We start from the raw sequence: 23977 nt of genomic DNA on the forward strand, positions 1-23977 counted from the left end.
AGAGGAGTGATTAAATGGATTGAAATAGATTTAAAGAATTAAATATTGAACTAACTGATTTTCAAAAAAATTTATTATTAAACTATAAAACTATTTTGCAAAAAGAAAATGAAATTCATAATCTTACTGCAATAGTTGAAGATCAAGAAATATTGGATAAGCATTTTCTTGATAGCTTATTATTTACAAAAGTTTTTAATCCAGATAATTTAGAAATACTTGATATAGGAACAGGCGCTGGCTTTCCAGGAATTATTATAAAAATATTCTATCCGAATACAAAAGTATTTCTTTTAGAGTCAAACTCTAAAAAAATAAATTTTTTAAAGAAAGTAATTTTAGAATTGGATTTAAAAAATATCTCAACTATAAATGCTAGAGCAGAAGAGTATACAATAGATAATAAAGAAAAATTTGATGTAATTATTTCAAGAGCAATGGCACCACTTAATATTTTGTTAGAAGTGGGTGTTCAGGGTTTAAAAACAAATGGAACTTTTATATGCTTAAAGTCTAAAAATGTAAATGTAGAATTGAGTGATTTGAATAATCAAGAAAAAAAATTAGGATTAAATTTATTTTTAAAACAAGAATTAAAAGATGAAGTTTTAGGAGAAAGAAATAATTTGTTTTATTCAAAATATAAAGTAACACCCTTAGAATATCCAAGACAATATAGTCAAATTAGAAAAAGACCTTTGGGAAAATAATAAATAATAAATATTTAATATATAATAATGATTATGAGAGGTATTTTATGGCAAAAGTAATTTCAGTTTCGAATCAAAAGGGTGGTGTTGGTAAAACTACAACCTCAGTAAACTTAGCATGTGGCCTTGCTCTGGCAAATAAAAGGGTACTACTTATAGATATGGACCCTCAGTTCAATGCAACAACAGGAGTGGGCTTTGAAATAGATAGTAATACCTTAAGTATGTATCATGTCTTTGTGGGAGAAAAAACTCTTGGTGAAGTAGTTATCAAAAATATTAAAAAAAATATAGACTTGGCTCCAAGTTCAATTGATGTGGCAGCAGTTGACCTTATTCTTTTAGAACAAAAAAATAATAATCAAAATGTTTTAAGAGAAGAAATTAATAAAATTGGGCATAATTATGATTTTGTTATTATTGATTGTCCACCAAGTTTAGGATTAATTAATAGAAATGGACTTGCAATTTCTGATACAGTATTAATTCCGATACAAGCAGAGCATTATGCAATGCATGGAGTTGCGCAATTATTAAGAACTATTAAAAAAGTAAAAGAGACATTAAATCCAAATCTTACTATTGAAGGTGTATTAGTAACAATGTTTGATTCAAGAACAAAACTAGCACACGATGTTTTAGAAGAAATAATGAAAACGTTTGGACCAAAGGTTTATAAATCAGTTATTCCTAGAAATGTTAGAATATCTGAATCTTCAATGGAGGGTAAATCAATATATGAATATGATAAAAATGGAGCTGGCTCAATTGCTTATATTGAGTTTGTAAAAGAGGTGTTAAAAGAAAATGGCCAAAGCTAAAGGAAAATATAATTTTAAAGGATTAGATGATATTTTTGGAGAATCAGTTTCAGATATTATTGGTGTTATTGAAAACGATAAAAACAAAGTTGAAGATAATAAGACAATGATAGATATAAAAGTTCTTGTGGCAAATCCATATCAACCAAGAAAGAATTTTGAAAAAGAGGAACTAAACGAACTTGCAAGTTCAATTAAAACACATGGTATAATTCAACCAATTATAATTAATAGTAAGAACCAAATTATTGCAGGTGAAAGAAGAACTAGAGCTGCTAAATTGGCAGGACTTAAGAAAATTCCTGCAATAGTTTTAGAGCTAAGTGAAAGTCAAATGGAAGAGTTTGCAATAATTGAAAATATTCAAAGAGTTGATTTATTGGATATTGAAGAAGCTGTTGCATATAAAAAGCTTTCAGATAATTTAAAACTAAAACAAGAAGATATTGCAACAAGAGTTGGTAAATCAAGATCACATATAGCAAATATTATGAGACTTTTAAATCTGCCTGAAAAAGTACAAGATGCTATGTTACAAAAGAAAGTATCAATGGGTCAGGCAAAACCTTTATTAGCAATTGTTAACAATGAAAAATTATTAGATTCTATATTTAAACAAATTTTAGAAAAAGATTTAACTTCAAGAGAAGTAGAAAATTTAATTAAAAAAAGTAATTTACTAAAAAATGAAAAAAAACAAGATTCTAAAAATAACTCAATAGTTCATATGGAAAATAAGATGATGAGAAAACTTGGAACAAAAGTAAGTATTGAAAATGGTAAGTTAACTATTAGATATTCAGACGAATCTGATTTAAATAGAGTTTTAGAGATTTTAGGATTAACTAATGAAGATTAATTTAGGAGATAAAGTATTTTTAAAAAAATCTCATCCAAGTAAAACTATATTTTGAATTGTTTTAAGGATTGGTACTATTTATAAATTGCAATCTAATATAGATGAAAAAATAATATTAGAATTTCAAAAAGATGATCTTTTAAAAAAAATTAAAAAAATAGAAAGTGGAAAATAATATGGGATTACAAGTAGGGATAGTTGGTTTACCAAATGTTGGAAAATCCACTTTATTTAATGCAATTACAAACTCAAAAGTTGAAGCAGCAAATTATCCATTTGCAACAATTGAACCAAATGTTGGAGTTGTAGAAGTACCAGATTGAAGATTAGATAAATTAGCTGATATATTCAAATCAAAAAAAACTATCTATACAACAATTGAATTTGTTGATATTGCTGGTTTAATTGCAGGAGCAAGTAAAGGTGAAGGATTAGGTAATGCCTTTTTAGCAAACATTAGAGAAACAGATGCTATCTGTGAAGTTATTAGGTGCTTTGATTCAAAGGAAATAACTCATGTTGAGGGAAGCGTTGATCCGATAAGAGATATTGAAATAATAGAGTTAGAATTAATTTTATCTGATGAAGCAACTGTTAAAAAAAGACTTGCAAAAGTGGAACCAAAATTTAAGTCGACTAAAGATAAAGAAATCATCTTTGAATATACTTTACTTAAAAAACTGGCAACTCAACTTTCTGATGGTAAGTTATTAAATAAACTTGATTTTAGTGAAGAAGAAAAAATTGCTTTAAAATCATTTCAACTTTTAACAACAAAAAAATTTATTTATGTGGCTAATGTTGGTGAAGACGAAGTTAGAGAAGATAATAATTATGTAAGGCTTGTTAGAGAATATGCTCAATCATGTAATTCACAAGTTGTTAAAATTTCTGCGAAAATTGAAGAGGATTTAAGTGAACTTGAAAAAAATGACAAAGAGATTTTTTTACAAGATGCTGGAATTGAGACGTCAGGACTCGAGCAATTAATCAAAGCTGCATATTCAACACTGGGCCTAAAGACATATTTTACTTGTGGTCCTCAAGAAGCAAGAGGATGACAGTTCAAAGATGGTTTTAATGCTCCACAATGTGCTGGAATTATTCATACAGACTTTGAAAAAGGTTTTATTAAAGCTGATGTTTATAAATGTGAAGATATTTTTGAACTTGGAGATGAACAAAGTTTAAAGAATAGTGGAAAAATAAAGCTTGAAGGAAAAAACTATATCGTTCAAGATGGAGATGTTTGCTTTTTTAAATTTAATAAATAGCATTAAGGATTTATAACTTTAATTAGTTATAAATCATTTTTTATTTTATAATCATTTTGTTAAGAGGAATAAATATGAAATTTAAAGTTGGATTTTCTAAAGATATGCATAATTTAATAATTGGAGATTATATTTTACTTGGAGGAATTAATATACCTTCAAAAACTAAGGTTGATGCATATAGCGATGGAGATGTTTTATTTCATAGTTTAGCAGAGGCTATCTTTGGTTCACTTGGAGAAGAAGATTTAGGTCAAAATTATAATTCAAAAAATATGAAAGAAAATTTCGAATCAATTATTATGGTCAAAGATTCTTTAATTCTTCTAAAGAAAAAAGAATATAAAATATCTAACATAGATATTTTAATAGAGCTTGACGCACCAAATCTTATAAATTTTAAAGGTGCTATTAAAAAAAATCTTTCAGAGATTTTAAACATTGGATTGGATCAAATATCAATAAAGGCTACTACCACAGAGGGAAACTTTAAAAATATAATTACAAGTTATTGTAATATATTAATTTATAAAAGTGAGGAAAATGAAAATGGAAAAATTTAGATTAAGATATGCGCCATCACCAACTGGTTACTTACATATAGGAAATACAAGAACAGCTTTAATGAACTACCTTTTTGCAAAACACTATAACGGAGATTTTATTTTGAGAATTGAAGATACAGATATTGAGAGAAATGTTGATGGAGCAATAGACTCTCAATTTGATAATATGAAATGATTGGGCATTCTACCAGATGAATCATTTAGAAATCCAAAAAAAGATTTTGGAAAATATATGCAGTCTGAAAAGTTTGAAGTATATCAAAATTATGCAAATATTTTATTAAAGCAAGGGAAAGCATATAAGTGTTATTGTACTTCAGAAGAACTGGAAAAGGATAGAGAAATGCAATTAGCAAAAGGTATTATTGCTCCTCAGTATAATAGAAAATGTTTATCTAATAAAAATAATGATGAGACAAAGCCATTTAATATTAGATTTAAAGTTCCAGATAATAAATTATATAGAATTAATGATCTAGTTCGTGGTAATGTTGAGTTTAATTCAAAAGAAATTGGTGATTTTGTAATTCTAAAATCAAATGGAATTGCAACATATAATTTTGCTGTTGTAATTGATGATTATGATATGAAAATAACTCATGTTGTTAGAGGGGAAGAACATATCTCAAATACTCCAAGACAATGTATGATATATGAAGCTTTTGGTTGACAAGAACCTCTATTTTGTCACTTAACATTAATAGTTGATGAAACAAAGAAAAAACTTTCTAAAAGAAGTGGAAATGCAATGTTTTTTATTTCACAGTATAAAGAACAAGGTTATTTACCTGAAGCAATTTTTAACTATATTTCATTACTTGGTTGAAGTCCAAAAAGTGAGCAAGAGATTTTTTCTAAAGAAGAACTAATAAAAATTTTTGATGAAAAAAGATTTTCTAAATCTCCTAGTACTTTTGACATGATAAAAATGAAGTGAATTAATAGTCAATGAATAAAAAAAATTAGTGATGATGATTACATAAAATTTGTGATTAATTTTATTGATGAAAATAAGTTTGAAATTAAAAATAAAAAGGATAACTGAATCAGATCTGTTTTACTTTTATTTAAAAAAGAACTAGAGTTCGCATCTCAAATTAATGATCATTTAGATATTTTCTTTAATAAGAAAATAGATGATAAAACAAAAAATATTTTGGCAGAGTTTAATATTAAAAAAGATTTAATAGTTTTTTTAGAAGAAGAATTAAAAAAAATAGTTGAATTCAATGAAGAAAACATTAAGACTTTGATAAATAGTATTGGTAAAAAATTTGAATTAAAAGGTAGAGATTTATTTATGCCTGTAAGAATATTTACAACTTTAAGTGAACATGGTCCAGAGTTGGCAAAAACAATTTCACTGATAGGAAAAGAACAAGTAATACTTAATATAAATAGTATTAAATAAGAGGTTGATTATGGAAAAGTTTATAAGAGATAATGTTCATGGAGAAATTTATTTTGAGGATAAAGTGTTTTCAGAATTAATTGATACAGATGAATTTCAAAGATTAAGAAGAATTATTCAACTAGGTGGAGGACAATTTGTTTTCCCAAGTGCGAATCATACAAGGTTTTCTCATTGTATAGGTGTTTATCACGTTATTTGTAAGTTTTTAGAAAATGAAATTATTAATAAAAATATTTCAGCAAAAGATAAAAAGATTTTAAAAATAGCAGGTTTACTTCATGATGTGGGGCATGGTCCATTTTCACATACTTTTGAGTTGATATCTCCTGTATCTCATGAGCAATATACTGTAGAAATTATAAGAGGAAATACTCAAATTAATAAAGTACTAATTAATAATGGAATCAATCCTAAAGAGGTTGTTTCAGTAATTGAAGGTAAACATAAAAATAAAATAGTTAATTTTTTAGTTTCAAGTCAGTTGGATGCAGATAGGTTAGATTACTTATTAAGAGATTCAAAAGGTGCTGGAGTTAACTATTCTAAACCTGATATTGATTGAATAATAAGAAATGCTAGAATTTATGAAGGTCAAATTGTATTTACAAATAAAGCCATAAATGCAATTGAGAATTTTTTATTAGGAAGATATCATATGTTTAAACAAGTGTATGAACACAAAATTTCTATTGCTTTTGATAATACATTTAAAATGTGATTTAAAAGATTAAAAGACTTATATATTGATAAATATCAATTTAGAGCATCAAAAACAATTGAGATTTTTAAAGAAGTATTTGAAAACAAAATTATGCCATTAGAAAAGTATACTAATTTAGATGATTATACAATGTTTGAAATATTTAGAGTATTAAGAGATGAAGATGATATTATCTTAAAGGATTTATCAAATAGATTAATAAATCGAAAATTATTAAAAGTATCTTCAGATCTTTCTTCAGAAACAATTGAAAAAATGAAAACTGACTTTCAAGGTAATAGTAAATATTATTTTGATATTGCTACAATAAGAGATATCTCGATTTATAAGCACAGTTCTGAAAAAAAAGATGAAAATATATACATATTAAATAATGGTAAATTAACCAATATAAAGGACTTGTCAGAAATAATAAATGTTGATTGAAATAATAAAATAAAAAAAATATATATTTTTCCAATGTATAATGTAGAATAGAAATTATGGGGGAAAATCTTATGAGTAAACTATCACCAATTAATTTGGCCTATGATTACCTAAGTCAATGTAAAGATGACGCTTCATTTGAAGATATTTGAAATACAATTTCAAAAGAAATACATGGAGATAATGATAGCAAAAATGAAATTATAGCTGAACTATATAGTGATTTGGTTCTTGACAATAGATTTGCACTGACTTCAGATGGTAAATGAGGTTTAAGAGAATATCTAAAATTTGATGATGTTAAAAAACAATATGAATATGTTGATAAATTTGAAACAACAGAAGAGTTTGAAGATTTTGATACTGATTCAATTCTTGGTATTGATACTTTTGATGATGATACTGGAGAAAATGTTGGTAAAATTAAAAAATTATTAAATCATAAAGGAAATGATGATTCTATAGATATAAGTTTAGATGAAGATCTCGACGATGATGATTTCGACGATGACGATGATGACGATGATTATTAGTAGAATTTAATCAGAAGTAGTTTAATTAACTACTTTTTATTTTTGGGGGAATTAGATTATGGTAAAACACATATTTATTACTGGTGGAGTTGTTTCTGGTTTGGGAAAAGGAATTACTGGGAGCTCGCTTGGAGTACTTTTAAAAAATAGTGGACTGAAAATATTTATGCAAAAATTTGATCCATATTTAAATATAGATCCAGGAACTATTAATCCAATTGAACATGGGGAAGTTTATGTTACAGATGATGGGGGAGAAACTGATCTAGATTTAGGTCATTATGAAAGATTTATTGATGTAAACCTTTCTAAAATATCTTCAACATCAGCTGGAAAAATATATTATGAGGCCTTAGAAAAAGAAAGAAATGGTAAGTATGAAGGTAAAACTGTTCAAGTTATCCCTCATATTACTAACGAGATTAAACAAAGAATTTATGCTGCAGAGATTGAAAACAAAGCAGATGTAGTTATTACTGAAATTGGTGGTACAGTAGGAGATATTGAATCTCAACCATTTTTAGAAGCCTTAAGACAAATTAGAATGGAAAAAGGTAAGGAAAATGTAATGTTTATTCATGTGGCATTATTACCTTATTTAAAAGTATCTGGAGAATTTAAAACCAAACCAATTCAACATTCAGTTAAGGAATTATTAAATTTAGGAATTCAACCTGATGTAATTGTTGCAAGAAGTGAATTAGAATTTGATAAAAAACTTAAAGATAAAATCTCTTTATTATGTAGTATTCCAGTAGAAAATGTTATTGCTTGTCCAGATAGTGATTCAATTTATAAAGTGCCTTTAGTTGTTGAAGAAGGTAATCTACATAAAATTACAGCAAAACAGTTAGGTTTAAAATTAAAAGCAACAAATTTAAAAGATTGAAAAAAATTTGTTAATAATATTGAAAAATCAAAAGAAATTTTAACAATTCATATCGTAGGAAAATATGTTGAATTAAGTGATGCATATTTATCAGTTATGGAATCTTTAAAATTCTCTGGTTATGAAATTAGTAAAAAAGTTAAATTCAATTGAGTAAATGCCAGAACATTAAAGCAAGAAAATATAGCAATGGAATTAAAAGATGCAAAAGGTATTTTAGTACCAGGTGGCTTTGGCGAAGATGGTGTTGAAGGAAAAATTTTGGCAGCCAAATTTGCAAGGGAGAATAACATTCCTTATTTAGGTATTTGCCTTGGTATGCAAGTAGCGTGTATTGAATTTGCAAGAAATGTTTTAAACTTAAAAGATGCTAATTCAACAGAATTAAAACCAAATACAAAATATCCAATAATAGATATTTTAGAAGGCAAAAATAGAGAAAATATTGGTGGAACTTTAAGATTAGGAAGATATATAACTTCTCTAAAAGAAAATACATTAGCTTATGAACTTTATAAATCAAATGAAGTTATTGAAAGACATAGACACAGATATGAATTTAATAACTCATTTAGAAGTGACTTTGAAAAAAACGGAATGGTTTTTTCAGGTCTATATTTAGAAAAAGATTTAGTAGAAATAATAGAATATCCTAAAAATGATTTCTTTATTGCAGCTCAATATCATCCAGAATTTACTTCAAGACCAAATAAACCAAATCCTTTATTTATGGGATTTGTAAATGCAGTGAACAAAAAGTATTAGTATATTTTTTGTTTTTTTTATCTAAAATTAATTTAAGGTGAGATTATGAAAAAAATTAATTCAAGACAAATAGCAATTTGTGGTTTATTAACATCTGTTATGTTCATTATTGGATTAGTAACTAATCTAATCTCAATTGGAACTGGTAAAAGTATTTTTCAAGTATCAGATTTTTTGTATATTGCTCTTTTAGATTTTCTTAATCCATTTATATCAATTTTATCTGCAATAATGGCAGGAGTTTTAACTGATTTATTTACGGGTGGGATTATTTATATTCCCATAACAATTATTGTAAAATTTTTAATTGGAGTAAGTTTTATAGTTCTAAAAAAATTTATTTGATCTTATTTGAATATTTTTATTAGTTATTTATGAATTTTTACATATGTATTATATGCCTATTTTTTATTTGATTCTTCCTTAGCTATTGTTGAATTATTAACAGATACAATACAGTATTTTACTAATACATTACTTGCCCTAGTTTTATATTTATATTTTAAAAAAATTGGGATAGAGCAAAAAATTATTAAATCCACTAGTTCAAAAGTGAAAACGGCCACTCTAATATACTTAAAAAAGTCTCGTCTATCTAAAATAAGGAGTATAATCATAAGGTATAATAAAACTTTAGGAGGAAAAAATATGTCAAGAATTTATCATTCAAAATTAGTTAATTCTACAAAAATGATTAAAGATGCACATGCAAAGAAATATGCAATTGGGCATTTTAACATCAATAATTTAGAGTGAACTAAAGCCATTTTAGAAGCGGCTCAAGAGTCTAAAACACCAGTAATCATTGCTACATCAGAGGGAGCAATGAAATATATGGGTGGACCAAATGTTGTAGTGGGAATGGTTAATGGATTATTAGATTCATTAAATATTACTGTTCCTGTTGCTTTACATTTAGATCATGGTCAATCAATTGAAACTGCTAAAAAATGTATAGAAGCTGGATATTCATCAGTAATGTTTGATGGTTCTCATTTACCATATGAAGAAAATATCTCAAAAGTTAGGGAATTAATGAATTTTGCAAACAAACACGAAATTTCAGTTGAAGCAGAAATTGGTTCAATTGGGGGAGAAGAAGACGGTGTAGTTGGTGAGGGTGAATTAGGAGATCCTAAACAAGCTGCTGAAATGTCTACTACAGGAATATCTATGCTAGCAGCTGGTATTGGAAACATTCATGGAAAATATCCAGAATGATGAAAATCACTATCATTTGATACATTAGAAGAATTACAGTCAGCATGTAATTTACCTATGGTATTACATGGAGGTTCAGGAATTCCTCAAGACCAAGTAGAAAAAGCAATTAAATTAGGAATCTCAAAAATCAATGTTAATACAGAATTACAATTAGCTTTCAGAGATGCAACAAGAGAATATATTGAAGCTAAAAAAGATTTAGATGATGAAGCTAAGGGATTTGATCCACGTAAATTATTAGCTCCAGGATTTAAAGCAATAAAACAAACATTCTTAGATTTAACAAAAGTGTTTGGTTGTCAAGGAAAAGCTAAATAATATCAATAATGAAATAATGGAGGATTACATTATGCATTTAACAGTTGAAGAGAAAATTAAGATTATTAGAGATTTTAAAAATAGTGGTGTCACAGCTACTCAGTTTGCGCCAACAAGAAATGTTAGTGTAGTTTCTTTAAGAAATTGAGTTAAAAGATATGAACAAGGTGGAGAAGAAGCTTTAAAAACAAAATATGAAAAGTAGGTTTTTTTTAGCCTATTTTTTTATTAAAGAGGAAATTTAAAATATGAAAAATTTATTTAATGAAAATATGAAGAGTTTTTCAAAAAATTGAAAAGTAATTATAGTTAAATTTATATTGCTTATATTAGGTATCCTATTAACTGCATTTGGGTTAGCTTTATATCAGCAACCATCTGTTGGAGGAAGTCAAATTGACTGACTTATTTATAATGTACTTTCCATCTCAATACCTTTTGTAAAAGAGGGAAAAGTTGGACAAGGAGTTTATGATAATTACGCTATAAGTTTAACAACTCTTTATATTGTTTTAATATTGTTTGCAATTTGTTTTTCAATTAAACCAACTATTGATGAGTATAAGAAAACAAAAAGTAAAAGTGCCTGATTTAAATTTTCATGATTTATTTTGGCAGATATAATTATAACTTTTATAGTACCTCAAATTGTAGGTTTATTTATAGCTCCTTTAAGTCAAATGGGTATTAGAGAGTTAATTCCAGGAGCTAGAAATTTAATTTTTATAGCAGGTTTTTTATGTTTTGTATTAGGTATAGCTTTTTGAGTCAAATCAGGCTGATTATTAGGACCATTTAATAATATCTGTGAACAATTTTTAAGATTAACAAAAATGAGTTATTCTAAAAGTAGATTAATAATAGATATTTCAATATTAATAATAGCCTTTGCTTTTTTCCCATTTGTTAAAGGAGAAGGAGCAAGTAAAACCGATTTTTTATTAACAAACTTTGGATTAGGAACGATATGCTTTACTTTTTTAGTGGGGCCTTTAGTCAATCAAATTTTAATTATTTTAGATAAGGTATTTGATTATAAAAAAATGAATAATAAAGAAAATATTGTAGTAAATAAAGAAGTATAAGAGTCTTAAAAGTAATTTATAGGCTCTTTAAGTTAAAGGAGATAAATTAAGTTATTGATTTTTATAAATAACTTTATTGGAACTATTTTTATTAAAAATTCGATTATTTATATAAGAAATACTTAAAAAATAAAAGTTTTATTAAAAATATGGTATTATTTAATTTGTATTAGAAAGACTTTAAATAAAGGACGGTGAAAACATGCCAAAAGCAAACATACATCCACAATATTTTGAAGCTAAAATTGTTTGTACAACTTGTAGCAATGAATTCATGTCAGGATCAACAAAAGGAGAAGAAGTAAGAATAGATACTTGTTCAAATTGTCATCCTTTTTACACTGGAAAACAAAACTTTGCAAATGCAGAGGGACGTGTTGAAAAATTCAAAGAAAAATTTGTTAAAAAAGATGCTAAATTAGCTGAAGCAGAAAAGGCTTCAGCAGCTCAAAAAGCAGAAAATGAAAAAAAAGCAAAAGAAGCTAAAAAATAATTTAATACAAAAAGCTAGACTATCAATTAGTCTAGTTTTATTATTTTTATTGAAAATGTTATACAATTATAAAGTTATGGGGGTCTTTATATGAGTTTTACAATTTCAAATGTTAAATTTTTTAACAGAAAATTATTGCCTAAAACAATTAATTTTAAATGTGAAGATTCTCAAATGGTAGCAGTGATTTCTCAAGATAGATATTTAAGAAAAAATTTTAGAAATGTATTGCAAGGTAAGCATCTTGTTAGGTCCGGAATTTTTAAAATCAATCAGTATGATATGGTTAATAAACAATGAACTAAAAGGAAAGTTTCAGTTATAGGAGTTAATAAGTTATTAAAAAAATGACCTGAAAAGTTTTGACTATATACATCTTTATTATTAAATAAAAATTTTCTTAGTAAGGCTAAAATAAATTACATTAATAAAAAGTATTCATATTTATCTTTTTCTACATCAAAAAATAATAAAACAGATTTAGAAATGAGAGATAAGGTTGAGAGTATGATATCTAAATTTATTAATAATTCATTAGATATCGAAGAACAATGATTGTCTGAATTTTTGGAACAAATTATTTATTTTAATAATAAAAATTTAGAAAAAAGTTTTGGAAACCTAGAGGATCATATAAAAATTATTGTTAAGGATTATTATTATTTAATTGAGAAAGCTCAAAATCTTGAATTAATGCAAACTTTTTTACAAACTTTATGAGATAAGGTTTATTCTTTTATGGAATTATCTTCATTATGTACTTGTGAATATAATACAAAAAAGGCAAAAGATAGACAAAAAAGAAAATTAGCAAAAGAGCTGAACTTCAATCAAACAAATTTTGTTACAAGAAAGCAATTAAAGATCATTGATTTAAAAGTAAATGATATTAAGAGAAAATTGACAAAAACTAATTTTATTATCAAAAACTTAAAGAAGCAAATCTTTTTTGAATTAGATAAATCTGAGACAAAAACTAAAAAAACTAAAAACTTAGAAGAGCTATTTTCTTGAAGAAAGGCATCTGAAGACCAAAGATTTGAATTTAAAATTAAACAAGAGAAAATGTTTTTTGAGGGTTTATCAGATGAGGCTAATACTTTAAGAGGTAAAATAGTTGAAGTAATGCATAGGTATCATAAAAAAGTATTAAATGATGAATGTGAAAAAGGAAATATTGAAGAGTTTAGAGAAAAAAAACAAATTCTGAAAAGTGAAATAGTAAGTATATATAAACAGTCACTTTTATTTATTGATGAAACTGCAAAAGAACTTGGATTTGAATTTAGTATTCTTTCATTGAAAATCAATAGAATGGAAGAAATATGATTTCAACTTTTAACTGCTATTTATTTAAAGCAATATAATATTATTTTTTATAATGTCTTTTCAAAAATAAATCAAGCTGAGAGGGAGGAATTATTAAAAGTAATAAATAATTTATTAAATATTAATCCTAAATTCTCAATAGTTTTTATTGAAGAGAGTATTTATGAAATACCGGAATTAAATAAGAATATTTATTTAATTAATGAGAATGAAATAACTGAAACAAGTTTTGAAAAAGTTCTACAAAAAAATTGAACAACTTATGGAGGAGAATTTTTTGCAAAAAATAATAGATTCAATTATAAGTATGATGGTAAAAAATTAGAAACTATGAATGAGTCTTTAAAAATTGAAAGTTCTAAATTTAAAGAAGCAGGTCAGATAATAATAAATCCAATGAAAGTATCAACCAATAAAAAAGAAAATGGAAATATTATTTTAGAAATAACTGGAATAATTAACTACAATAAAGAATTTTTAGATACAAATATGTATGAAGTTATAACTAAAGAAAATGATTTAAAATTATATTTTTACTCAATAAAAAAATATAATAATAATGAAAAAGTTAAATTATATCTAACAGAAGAGTCAATATTAAAAGTGCTATAAGGAGAAAAATGAAAGATACTTTAATTAAAAAAATAAAGAATTATAAGAATATAATAATTGCTAAGCATGTATCTCCTGATTGAGACACTCAGGGTAGCGCGTATGGGCTTAAAGAAATTATTTTAGATAATTTTAAAAATAAAAATGTTTATGTTGTAGGAGAAAAACTTAATTTGGGTTTAAGAGAAGAATCTGAAGATGCTTTAACTGAGCAAGTAATAAGTGATTCTATTTTAATAACAGTGGATGTTGCAAATTTTGAAAGAGTAGATTTTTTATTTAAAAATATTGTCAAAGAAGTTTTTAAAATAGATCACCACTTAGAAGATGATGAATTTGGACAAAATAAAATTGTTGATTCAAGTGCAATTGCTTGTACTCAAGTCATAACTCTTTGGGCTTATAAAAATAAATTAAACATCTCAAAAAAAGCAGCTAGTTTTTTATACTATGGTTTAGTGACTGATTCTGGAAGATTTCTTTTTGAAAAAACAAATGGAGAAACTTTTCAAGCTGCAAAGATACTTTCTGAAACTGGAATAAAAATTACTGATATTTATTCTGACTTATTTTTAAAAAAAATTGAGTTAGCAAAGTGGCATAATCAAGCTTTTGGAATGGCTAAATTTTTAGAAGATAACTCTATTGGAATTATTAAAGTTGAGGAAAAAGTCTTTAAAAAAATAAATCTTGGAGATGAAGAAATAAAAAGTGCTTTAAGTACTTTAGGAGGGATTGAGGAAGTCAAAATTTGACTTATGGCTTATCAAACTCCTGGAAGTGATAAAATAAAAATTTCTATTAGAAGTAGAGATTTTGATATAAACTCAGTGGCAAAAAAATATAATGGTGGTGGCCATAAGTTAGCATCAGGAGCTAAGATTAGCAGCTGGAAGGAATTAGATAAAATAGTTGATGATTTATCTAATTTAATTAAATTAAAGGGGAAATAAATATTATGAATTACAGAATGAACCTGAATAGTAAAAGAGGCTGAATTGAGTTAATAACTGGTTGTATGTTTGCTGGTAAAACCGAAGAATTTATCAAAAGGTTAAATAGATACAAACATGCTCAGCAAAATGTTTTAGTTTTTAAACCCTTAATAGATACAAGATACTCAAAAGAAGATGTATTTTCACACTCTGGAATGAGAATTGAATCAGTTACTGTTAAAGATAGTGAAGAAATTTATAAAATTTTTAAAGAGCAAAATGCAAAGCAAAAAATTGATATAATAGGTATTGATGAAGTTCAATTTTTAGATGCTAAAGTTGTTGATGTTATATCTAAAATTGCTGATGATGGGGTCATTGCAATTGTTAATGGTTTAGACAAAGATTTTAAAAATAATCCATTTAAAAATGTAGACAGATTACTTGTTGAAGCTGAATATGTTGATAAGTTAAGTGCCATATGTCATTCATGTGGTGGTAATGCAAGTAGAACTCAAAGAATAATTGAGGGTAAACCAGCAAAGGCAAATGAACCAATAATTGTAATTTCGGCAAATGAAAAATATGAGGCTAGATGTAGACACTGTTACATTAAGCCAGAATAGGAGAATATGATGAATAAGAAAACCTTAGAAGCTTTAGATGTAATGGAAAATAGAGTTAACTCAATTGATGAAACAATTCAAAAAGAAGAAACTTTAAAAGATATTAAACTTTTAACAGAGTTAAATAAAGAGAGATCAAATTTAGAAGAAATTGTTCAAAAATATCAAGAGTATAAAAAAGTGAATAAGGATATTGAGGAGGCAAAATTAATTTTAGAAACTGAAAAAGAAGAAGAAATGAGAAGTCTTGCTAAACTTCAATTAGAAGAAGAACAAGTAGCTATTGAAATTATTGAAAAAGATTTAGAACTTCTATTACTGCCTAAAGATCCTAATGATGATAAAAATGTTATTTTTGAAATTAGAGGTGCTGCAGGTGGAGATGAAGCAAATATTTTTGCAGGAGATTTATTTAGACTATATACAAAATATGCTGAAAAAAATAACTGAAAAATTGATGTAATTGATGTTAATGAATCAACTGCTGGTGGATTTAGTCAAATCTCTTTTATGTTAAAGGGAGATAAGGTTTATTCAAAAATGAAATTTGAGTCTGGAAGTCACAGAGTTCAAAGAGTTCCTAAAACTGAATCAAAAGGTAGAATTCAAACTTCGACTGCAACAGTTGCAGTTCTTCCAGAGGTTACTGATGTTGAAGTTGATATTAAAACAGCCGATTTAAGAATTGATACTTATAGAGCATCTGGTGCAGGTGGACAACATATTAATACAACTGACTCAGCTGTAAGAATTACACATATTCCAACTGGGATAGTTGCAGCATCACAAGATGGAAGAAGTCAACATGATAATAAAGATAAGGCAATGACTTTATTAAGAGCAAGAATTTATGATGCAGAGCTTGAAAAGCAACAAAGTGAAGCTGCAAGTATGAGGAAAAATGCTGTTGGTACAGGAGCAAGAAGTGAAAAAATTAGAACTTACAATTATGCTCAAAATAGAGTTACAGACCATAGAGTAAACTTAACTTTAAATAAGTTGGACCAAGTAATGGAAGGTAATTTGGATGAAATTATTGTTGAATTAATTAATGATGAACAAAAAAATATTATTACTCAACATATACAAGGTTAAATATGAATATTTATAAACTAAAACAAAAATATGTACCATTAGTATTTAAATCAAATGACTTTAAAGAAATAATAATTCATGTAACAAATAAATCTGATTTTAACTTTTTAACTGATATGTCATTATCAAAAAGTGAATTAGATTTATTTTTAAAAATAACTAAAATATTTTTGGAAACTAAAAAACCTCTTGCTTATATATTGAAAAATAAATATTTTTATAAGTATGATTTTTTTGTAAATGAAGATGTTTTGATACCAAGACAAGAAACAGAATGTATAGTTGAAGAAGTTATAAAATATGATCTTAAAAATAAAAATTTATTTGATATATGTTGTGGAAGTGGTTGCATAGGTATAACTTTAAAAAACTTACAGCCTGAAGCTAATTTATATTTAACTGACATTTTACCAGAAGCTATTAAAGTTGCAAAATTAAATTTAGAGAAACATAATAAAAAGGCTAAAACTTTTATATCTGATTTTCTAAATATTTTTGAAGAGACTAAGATAACTCCTGATTTTATTACAATTAATCCTCCTTATATTAAATTATCAGATTTACATATTCAAAATAGTGTTAAAAATTTTGAACCTCTTTTAGCTCTTTTTGCAAAAGATGATGGTCTAGAATTTTATAAAATATTAGTAAATAAATTAGATTTCCTATTTCAATTAAATAGTAAATTAGTTATTTTTTGTGAGTTCGGTTTTGAGCAAAAGGAAGAATTAGAAAGTATTTTTTCTGGAAAGATAGTAAAATATAATATAGATTTCAAAAAAGATTATTCAAATAATTGAAGAATGTTTATAATTACTTCTAAGGAGATTTATGGAAAATAATAGGGATAAATTTAAAATAGATAAATTTAAAGTTAACAATAATTTGGTATTTAAATTTTTATTGCTTTTTTTAATTTTATCTATTCAGGCAATAACTTTTCTTGTTATAATAAATATTAATAATTCTCTTAAATATTACTTAAATCACTTGGATGTTGTTAAAACTAACTTTGGTAAAAACCTAGTAGTTAGTCAATTTGAAATTGAAACTCTAATGTGAGTATCAATATCTTTTTTAATTATTGGTTTTATATTAATTGGATTTTTAAAGTTATTTTTAAGACAACAATTTTCAAATTATTATAAGGCTTTGTATATTATGATAATAGCAATGTTTGCAGTTCTTTCAATTGTTCTAGAAGCAATTTCTGAGTATTCTTATTCAAAATTTTATAATCTTTTTGACTTTTTATCTCAGAAGGATAACTCAATTTTTGAATCGGAAGCAATAAAAGAAATGCAAGAGGTTTTTTATAGTATGTCCATAAAGAATACGGGTAATAAGTATAAGTGAGCATCTGATAGTACTACATGATGATTAGCTGTTATTAAAATCATAGCAGTAATACTTTTTTTAACTATTTGATTTAAAAATCAGCAGTATAATAAAGTAGCAATAAAACGTAGTAATTTTAAAGAAAATAGTGGATCTAAATTTAAAGAGTTAGTAAAGAAATTTTCTTTAAATAACAGTAAAAATATCTCATTTTGATTAATTATAGCAACAGCTTTAGTTTTTCTTCCTCCTCTAGCATATATAATTAATATGACTATTTTTGGAACAAAAATGAATTCAATGCTTAATTGAACTTTTATTGTTAAAGATTTATATAAGTCCGTTACATATAATGGTATTTCCATAGAAGAAATGAATATCACCAATTCCTATTTTGCAATTAAATTTCTACCTATTATAATTTCTAGCTTTTTAATGGCAAGCATTTTTATTTTTATTACTGCTTATATTAAAAATTGAAATACTTCAAAATCAACATTTACTTTTCAATTTATTATTTTATTAATTGAAATATTATCTGTTTTAGTTGCCATTACATATTCAAGTCATCAAGCACAAAAAATAACTAACTTATGAAATAATGGAACTTTTAAAGTTAATCCTAAGGCTCTATCTTTTAATTATTTAAAAAATACATATGGGTTTCCATTTGATAATAATAATTTAATTTCAGAACCTTGAATGAGTGGTTTAAAATATATTTCACAAACAATAATAAGTCTGAGTTTTTTATCAACCATCTATACAATTCTTTTTATAAAATATAAAAAAATTCAAAATAATATTTAATTATTATTTTAGATTTTATCTTTACTGGATCAATTTGTTCTAGAGATAAAAGTGCAGTATTTTGTGTTATAATAACTTTATAAAATAAATAAATAAAAAAGATGGGGTTTTTAAATTATATTTAGCAGCTTTTAATAACTTCTTCTTTTTAATTTTGCAAAATTACTAATAAAAAAAGTAATATATCATATCAAACTATCTATTACATTGCAATAAAAGAAGTAAAAAACTTTAAAAAATATGGTATAATAATTTTGGCATTAGGAGGTTATAATATGTATTTAAATCCATTTGAAAGGATGAAAAAACAACGTGAGGAAGATGAAAAAAGAGTCTTGGAAGAAAGAAAAGAACAGGAACGATTAACAAAATTAGGAACTCAAATGGGATTTATAGATTATAATCATTATCCGGAATCATCTTATAAAAATAATATAAATCCTTCAAAAAATAATTATAGTAATAAATATACAAATATAGAATCTCAAGAAAATAATTATTTATATAATAAAGCCGAATCTGATAAATACTTTGAAAATAATTTTGAAGATTTTGAAGAAAAACATTTTGCAAATTCGATATCTCCTGAAAAGGGTTTAAAAAGAGAAAATGCTTTTTTAGAACCTCAAGTGTATAATCAATCAGAGAAAAATTATTTTAATGAAAATTTTGAAAGAGCTTATGATGAAAGTAATCAAAAGGTTTTAAAACTAAATGAGATTTTTGAAAATGAAAATAGTGGATTAATAATATCAAACACAAAAAGTAAAAATTTAATTACAGAGTCAAAAAATTTAAATAATAAAATAATATCAAAAGATAAATATATTTCTTTGAAAAATAAAAGGGAATTATTTTCAAAGAATACATTAATGGTAAATCATCCAGAATTATTAAATGATATGAATAATGAGAATTTGATTTATATAGATTTACAAAAAATTGTTATATATTCTTCACCTTGCTTATTCTTTTTAAAAAAATTTATAAATAATTTACCTGAAAAGATTAGTTTAGAAGATAAGAAGATTTTATGAGAAAGAACTTCTGTATTGCTAGCAGCAACAGATTGAGGTAAGACTACATCTGAAATTGATGATATTTTAGACGATTTAAATATTACAAATGATCCAGAAAAAATGTTTATTAATGAGTTTATTAATTTATTGGATTCATATAACTTTAATGAAAAAATGAATATAGTAATAACTAATACAGAGGGAATTGATTTGAATAAGATTTTATTAATTAATGAGTTTATAGCAAAGTCCTTAATTAAAATACCTGGTTTATCTTGTAGAATGAATCTTGATTCAAAAGTTATTGATATTAATAGAATTGATGAAATATCTGAAAACTTTGATTATGTTATATTTGATGGGGTAAATTCTAATGAAGAATTTAATCTAATTGAAAATAATTTAGACAAGGATTTTAAATTAAACAAATATAAGAATGAATCTTCTAATTTTGAAAAAGTTAATATCCAAAATCAGGAGTATAATAAATTAAATTTTTTAATAGAGAATGAAACTATTCAACAACAAGAAGAAAATTATGATCCAGGAATAGATTCAATTTTAAGAATTAATATCGATGAGTTTATTGAAAAACAAAGAAATGAAATGTTAGATCAAAAAAAATTGGAAGAACATGAAATTCTAAAAAGAAAAGTCAATACTGAATTTAATCCATCAATTCTTTCAAACAATGAGGTTGTAATTGATAGTTCAATTACTCCTTCTGAAGGAAGAAGAAGATTTCAGGCTCCTTCTTACAGAAAAGAGGGTGTTGAAATACAAGAGTCCTATAAAGAAATAGATAAGAATTTAAACTTATTAAGAAGAGGTCCAATTAGTATTGAAAACACATTTAGTAATAAAGTAAATCAAGATAAAAATACAAAACAAATTTCAGTTCCTGGTAGCTGGAATCAATTAAAAAAATAGGAGGAAAACAATATGTTCGCTATATTTATTATATTTGCATGGTCATTAACCTTAGTAGCGTCTGTATCACTAATAGTATTTGCTACTTCTGCAATTATGTTATTATTGACATCAGCAAATCCACCAGCAATTATTACAAAAATTTTAAATATTTTCACAGAGCCATTATTTGGTTCAATATTTGGTTCAAATGGGAAGCCCAATATTTCAAATATTGGAAAACCTGAATTTAATGAAAAACCAATCTTAATTTGAATTGTAGTTTCAATAGCAATAGCAATAGTATTAATTGTTTTATCAATTATAGAACTTGTTAGATTGAGAAAACATCAAAAACTTTCAAAGCCATTTGTTAAAATAACTTTATTAGCTATTGCAGTTGTTATTTTATTAACAGGGCAATTAGTATTCTTTGTTGCTTCAATGTTAATTTTTGCAGCAGTTGTATTATTAGAAGTAGTACTATTTGATTCAGTCGCTTTAAATAACTATGCTGAAGAAAGAAATTTAATTTCAATTTATAGAGAAGAAAGAAAATTTGAAAAAGAGGTAACAAAAGAGGGAAAGTTAATTGGCAACGTAGAATTGAGAAACCAAAAAAAGGTTTCCCAAAAAGAAAACGAACAAAACAAAAGAAATGATAACTCTGCGTTGCCTATTTTAAATGAAACTCAATTAGATAGCTTCTTTAAAGATACAAAAAATAAAAAATATTATTTAAAATGAAAAGAGTATAAAACAAAATTGGAAATTAAAAGAGTTCAAATTGAAGAAAACTTTTATTCATTTGAAGATGATAAAAAATCTGAAATTGTTAGAAAATTTAATTTTAATGTAATTAGACTTAATAAGCTAGGTAAAAAAATAAAAATACCTGATGACTATCAAGTAATGCACTTGGATCTAAATAAGCTAGTAGATGATAATTATCCACAGACTTCAGTTATTTTTAAAGATAACATTAATGAAAAAATAGAAGATAGTTTGAATGAAATTGAATTTGATGAAAATTTTATAGAAGGACAAAAATCTAAGGCCATTAATATGTCTGTTGAACAACTTGAAGAAATAGATTTACCATCTAATGTAACCAGTGATTTAATATATCAAGATTTTAATTTACAGCAACCAAAAAGTAATGAGGGAATTATTGTTGAAGATATTGGATCTTCAAATAATAATCAAATAATTATTTCTGATGTTAAAGAATTTTCTGATATTACAAAAGATTCTTCAAGTAGTTCTGAAATTATTAGTGATAAAATTGAAACTAAAAAAGAAGAAGATTTAGATATGATAGATCTTCCTAAACTAGAGTTTAGTGAATTTAACCAAAATTTTGATGGCCCATCAGCAAAGGCAATTAATATGTCTATGGAAAAGATTATAGAAACTAATTTACCAGTGAAATCAAAAGAAGATATTGATTCTCCTAACTTTGAATTTAATGATTTAGAATTAAATAAGCGTGAAAATTTAGAAGGAAATGTTTTAAAATCTGATATTTTGGAGCAATCAACAATTAGTGAGAAATTAGCTAGAGCTGTTAATATGGATATAAATCAATTATTTGAATCTTCAAATACAAATATAGATTCAATATACTCTGACTTTAATTTTAAACAATCAGATTTGAGCCAACAAATAGTAAAAAGTGATTCAAATATTATAGAGAATTCGGCTAAGTCTTATATTACTTTACCTCCAAAAATGAGTTTGGAAGTGGATAATCAAAAAGATACTCAAGTAGAAGATACAGAAAAGAATTTTATATTTGAAAATATTGAAGAAAAAAAATCTAATAAGTTGGCAGAAGAAAATATATTAAAAACAAATATTAACCAATCAGATTCTAAAGAAAGCGTTTATGCAAATCAAAACAGTTTTAATGAAGATTTAATTACAGAAAGCAAAGAGACTAATGAGTTAATTCCAGATAACTATATACAAGAAAATTTATTTAGTAAAAATCAATTAATTGCAGAAGAAGTTAATTGAAGTCATGAAATAAATTTAGAAGAAAATAAAACTAATAAATTTAATAGCTCTATAAATGAACATAATGAAAGACATTTATCTGATAATTATGATAATAAGTATGAAATTAATAAAATTAGAGAGCAGTTAGTTTTGGAACAACAAAATTTAGCAGCAAGTTATAGTTCAAAAATTTTAGAGTTTGAAAAGAAAAAAATAAGTTCTATTGAAGAAAGAATATTCAAACTTGAAAATTTATTAGAGAGATTAGAAACTAAAATTATTAAAGAAAATATGGTTTCATATGACTTTAGAAGTGTTTCAAGTCAATTAGAATCTATTTCAAAAGTTGTTAGTGAGTTAAATAATAACAATCCAAGGAATATTATTAATTCTTTAACAACAAGATATGAATATAATAAAAGTAATGGTTAGCCATTATTTTTTTTGTTATTGTATATATAGGAGAAACAAAATGATATATGATTTAACAGATTTAATTTTTAGAGATGATAATTTTAATTATATAATTCAAAATGATATTGAAATACCATTGTACTTACAAAATTTTATAGGAAAAGATAATAAAATTAATTTACCTTTTGTTAGTCTAATATTAGAAAAAAACTTTCCTTACATTCACAATAAATTTATAAAAAAAGATTTAGTTGATAATTCAATTAAGCAGGGAATATGTGTTCACAATATGATTTCACATTCAATTAAAGATAGGAAAGACTTTAAATTAAATTTGAACATATTAGACTGTAAAAATTCAAATCATATAAATATTGCAAAAAGAATAATTACTGAGCTAAATTCATTTATATATAAATATAATATTGATCAAATTTATTCTGAAAAAACTTATTTATATTTGGGTTATGATTGCAATTATCTTGGAACTATTGACATAATTTTGAAATCGAAAGATACTTATTACATAATGGATATAAAAACCAGTAGAACTAATTTTGTTGATAAATATAATGCACAATTATTTCTATATAAAAAAATGTTTGAAAATGCTACAAAAAAAATTGTAGAGAGTTGTTTCATACTTAATCCAAGAGAAGATAGAATTTTTATGGAGTATTTGCCAATTTCAAAAAATGAGCAAACTAAAATAATATCTTCAATAAAAAATATAAAATTTTAAATCAAAATAATTTAAAGTGATAAAATTATTATATTCACGGATGTGTAAA

General features: G+C 25.0%; 23 protein-coding genes and 1 pseudogene. All 24 read left to right on the forward strand.

Annotation, left to right across the window (positions count from 1 at the left end; all coding sequences use genetic code 4):
* Positions 1-14 precede the first annotated feature (14 nt).
* The 24 genes and pseudogenes from rsmG to AACL04_RS04905 all read left to right on the forward strand — a co-directional run bounded on the left by rsmG (position 15) and on the right by AACL04_RS04905 (position 23928).
* Positions 15-710, forward strand: a complete 696-nt coding sequence (gene rsmG, locus AACL04_RS04795; protein WP_339030013.1) for a 16S rRNA (guanine(527)-N(7))-methyltransferase RsmG — start codon at positions 15-17, stop codon at positions 708-710.
* A gap of 47 nt (positions 711-757) precedes the next feature.
* A complete protein-coding gene (locus AACL04_RS04800; protein ID WP_339030015.1) occupies positions 758-1531 on the forward strand; it encodes an AAA family ATPase in 774 nt (257 codons plus the stop codon).
* Positions 1518-2390, forward strand: coding sequence for a ParB/RepB/Spo0J family partition protein (locus AACL04_RS04805; RefSeq protein WP_339030017.1), 873 nt, complete (start codon positions 1518-1520; stop codon positions 2388-2390). The genes AACL04_RS04800 and AACL04_RS04805 overlap by 14 nt, the downstream gene beginning before the upstream one ends.
* Positions 2380-2565: a DUF951 family protein gene (locus tag AACL04_RS04810; protein WP_339030019.1), complete on the forward strand. Its 186-nt coding sequence runs from the start codon at positions 2380-2382 to the stop codon at positions 2563-2565. The genes AACL04_RS04805 and AACL04_RS04810 overlap by 11 nt, the downstream gene beginning before the upstream one ends.
* Before the next feature lies 1 nt (position 2566).
* A complete protein-coding gene (ychF, locus tag AACL04_RS04815; RefSeq protein ID WP_339030021.1) occupies positions 2567-3664 on the forward strand; it encodes a redox-regulated ATPase YchF in 1098 nt (365 codons plus the stop codon).
* Between the two features lie 74 nt (positions 3665-3738).
* A complete protein-coding gene (gene ispF / locus AACL04_RS04820) occupies positions 3739-4227 on the forward strand; it encodes a 2-C-methyl-D-erythritol 2,4-cyclodiphosphate synthase (protein WP_339030023.1) in 489 nt (162 codons plus the stop codon).
* Positions 4214-5641, forward strand: coding sequence for a glutamate--tRNA ligase (gene gltX / locus AACL04_RS04825; RefSeq protein ID WP_339030024.1), 1428 nt, complete (start codon positions 4214-4216; stop codon positions 5639-5641). The genes ispF and gltX overlap by 14 nt, the downstream gene beginning before the upstream one ends.
* Before the next feature lie 10 nt (positions 5642-5651).
* Positions 5652-6842: an HD domain-containing protein gene (locus tag AACL04_RS04830; protein WP_339030026.1), complete on the forward strand. Its 1191-nt coding sequence runs from the start codon at positions 5652-5654 to the stop codon at positions 6840-6842.
* A 20-nt stretch (positions 6843-6862) separates the two neighbouring features.
* Positions 6863-7324 (forward strand): DNA-directed RNA polymerase subunit delta, encoded by a 462-nt coding sequence (rpoE, locus tag AACL04_RS04835; protein ID WP_339030028.1) that lies wholly within the window; start codon positions 6863-6865, stop codon positions 7322-7324.
* Between the two features lie 58 nt (positions 7325-7382).
* Positions 7383-8978: a CTP synthase gene (locus AACL04_RS04840; RefSeq protein ID WP_339030030.1), complete on the forward strand. Its 1596-nt coding sequence runs from the start codon at positions 7383-7385 to the stop codon at positions 8976-8978.
* 45 nt (positions 8979-9023) lie between these two features.
* Positions 9024-9470 (forward strand): annotated as a pseudogene (locus AACL04_RS05540) (hypothetical protein); the annotation flags it as partial.
* Between the two features lie 156 nt (positions 9471-9626).
* Entirely contained in the window at positions 9627-10520 is an 894-nt protein-coding gene (gene fba, locus AACL04_RS05545) for a class II fructose-1,6-bisphosphate aldolase (RefSeq protein WP_422397917.1), read from the forward strand.
* 31 nt (positions 10521-10551) lie between these two features.
* Positions 10552-10725: a helix-turn-helix domain-containing protein gene (locus AACL04_RS04850; protein WP_339030034.1), complete on the forward strand. Its 174-nt coding sequence runs from the start codon at positions 10552-10554 to the stop codon at positions 10723-10725.
* Between the two features lie 43 nt (positions 10726-10768).
* Positions 10769-11605 (forward strand): SPE_1075/MLC_0560 family membrane protein, encoded by an 837-nt coding sequence (locus AACL04_RS04855; protein WP_339030036.1) that lies wholly within the window; start codon positions 10769-10771, stop codon positions 11603-11605.
* Between the two features lie 202 nt (positions 11606-11807).
* Positions 11808-12098, forward strand: coding sequence for a 50S ribosomal protein L31 (rpmE, locus tag AACL04_RS04860; RefSeq protein WP_422397901.1), 291 nt, complete (start codon positions 11808-11810; stop codon positions 12096-12098).
* 90 nt (positions 12099-12188) lie between these two features.
* The gene (locus AACL04_RS04865) at positions 12189-14039 is read left to right on the forward strand and encodes a hypothetical protein (protein ID WP_339030038.1); all 1851 of its coding nucleotides are present in this window, start codon (positions 12189-12191) and stop codon (positions 14037-14039) included.
* A gap of 8 nt (positions 14040-14047) precedes the next feature.
* Complete coding sequence (locus AACL04_RS04870) at positions 14048-14992, forward strand: bifunctional oligoribonuclease/PAP phosphatase NrnA (protein WP_339030039.1); 945 nt, start codon at positions 14048-14050, stop codon at positions 14990-14992.
* Positions 14993-14997: 5 nt separating this feature from the next.
* Positions 14998-15600, forward strand: coding sequence for a thymidine kinase (locus AACL04_RS04875; RefSeq protein WP_339030040.1), 603 nt, complete (start codon positions 14998-15000; stop codon positions 15598-15600).
* A gap of 9 nt (positions 15601-15609) precedes the next feature.
* Entirely contained in the window at positions 15610-16695 is a 1086-nt protein-coding gene (prfA, locus tag AACL04_RS04880) for a peptide chain release factor 1 (protein ID WP_339030041.1), read from the forward strand.
* Positions 16696-16697: 2 nt separating this feature from the next.
* Complete coding sequence (prmC, locus tag AACL04_RS04885; RefSeq protein ID WP_339030042.1) at positions 16698-17537, forward strand: peptide chain release factor N(5)-glutamine methyltransferase; 840 nt, start codon at positions 16698-16700, stop codon at positions 17535-17537.
* Positions 17527-18843 (forward strand): hypothetical protein, encoded by a 1317-nt coding sequence (locus AACL04_RS04890; protein ID WP_339030043.1) that lies wholly within the window; start codon positions 17527-17529, stop codon positions 18841-18843. The genes prmC and AACL04_RS04890 overlap by 11 nt, the downstream gene beginning before the upstream one ends.
* Positions 18844-19118: 275 nt before the next feature.
* Entirely contained in the window at positions 19119-20792 is a 1674-nt protein-coding gene (locus AACL04_RS04895; protein ID WP_339030044.1) for a hypothetical protein, read from the forward strand.
* A 12-nt stretch (positions 20793-20804) separates the two neighbouring features.
* Positions 20805-23204 carry a hypothetical protein gene (locus tag AACL04_RS04900; protein WP_339030046.1) on the forward strand — a complete coding sequence of 800 codons (2400 nt, stop codon included), beginning with the start codon at positions 20805-20807 and terminating at the stop codon, positions 23202-23204.
* Between the two features lie 40 nt (positions 23205-23244).
* Entirely contained in the window at positions 23245-23928 is a 684-nt protein-coding gene (locus tag AACL04_RS04905; protein ID WP_339030048.1) for a hypothetical protein, read from the forward strand.
* The last annotated feature ends 49 nt before the right edge of the window (positions 23929-23977 follow it).

The organism is Spiroplasma endosymbiont of Cantharis nigra, from assembly GCF_964019925.1.
GTDB lineage: Bacteria > Bacillota_I > Bacilli_A > Mycoplasmatales > Mycoplasmataceae > Spiroplasma_A.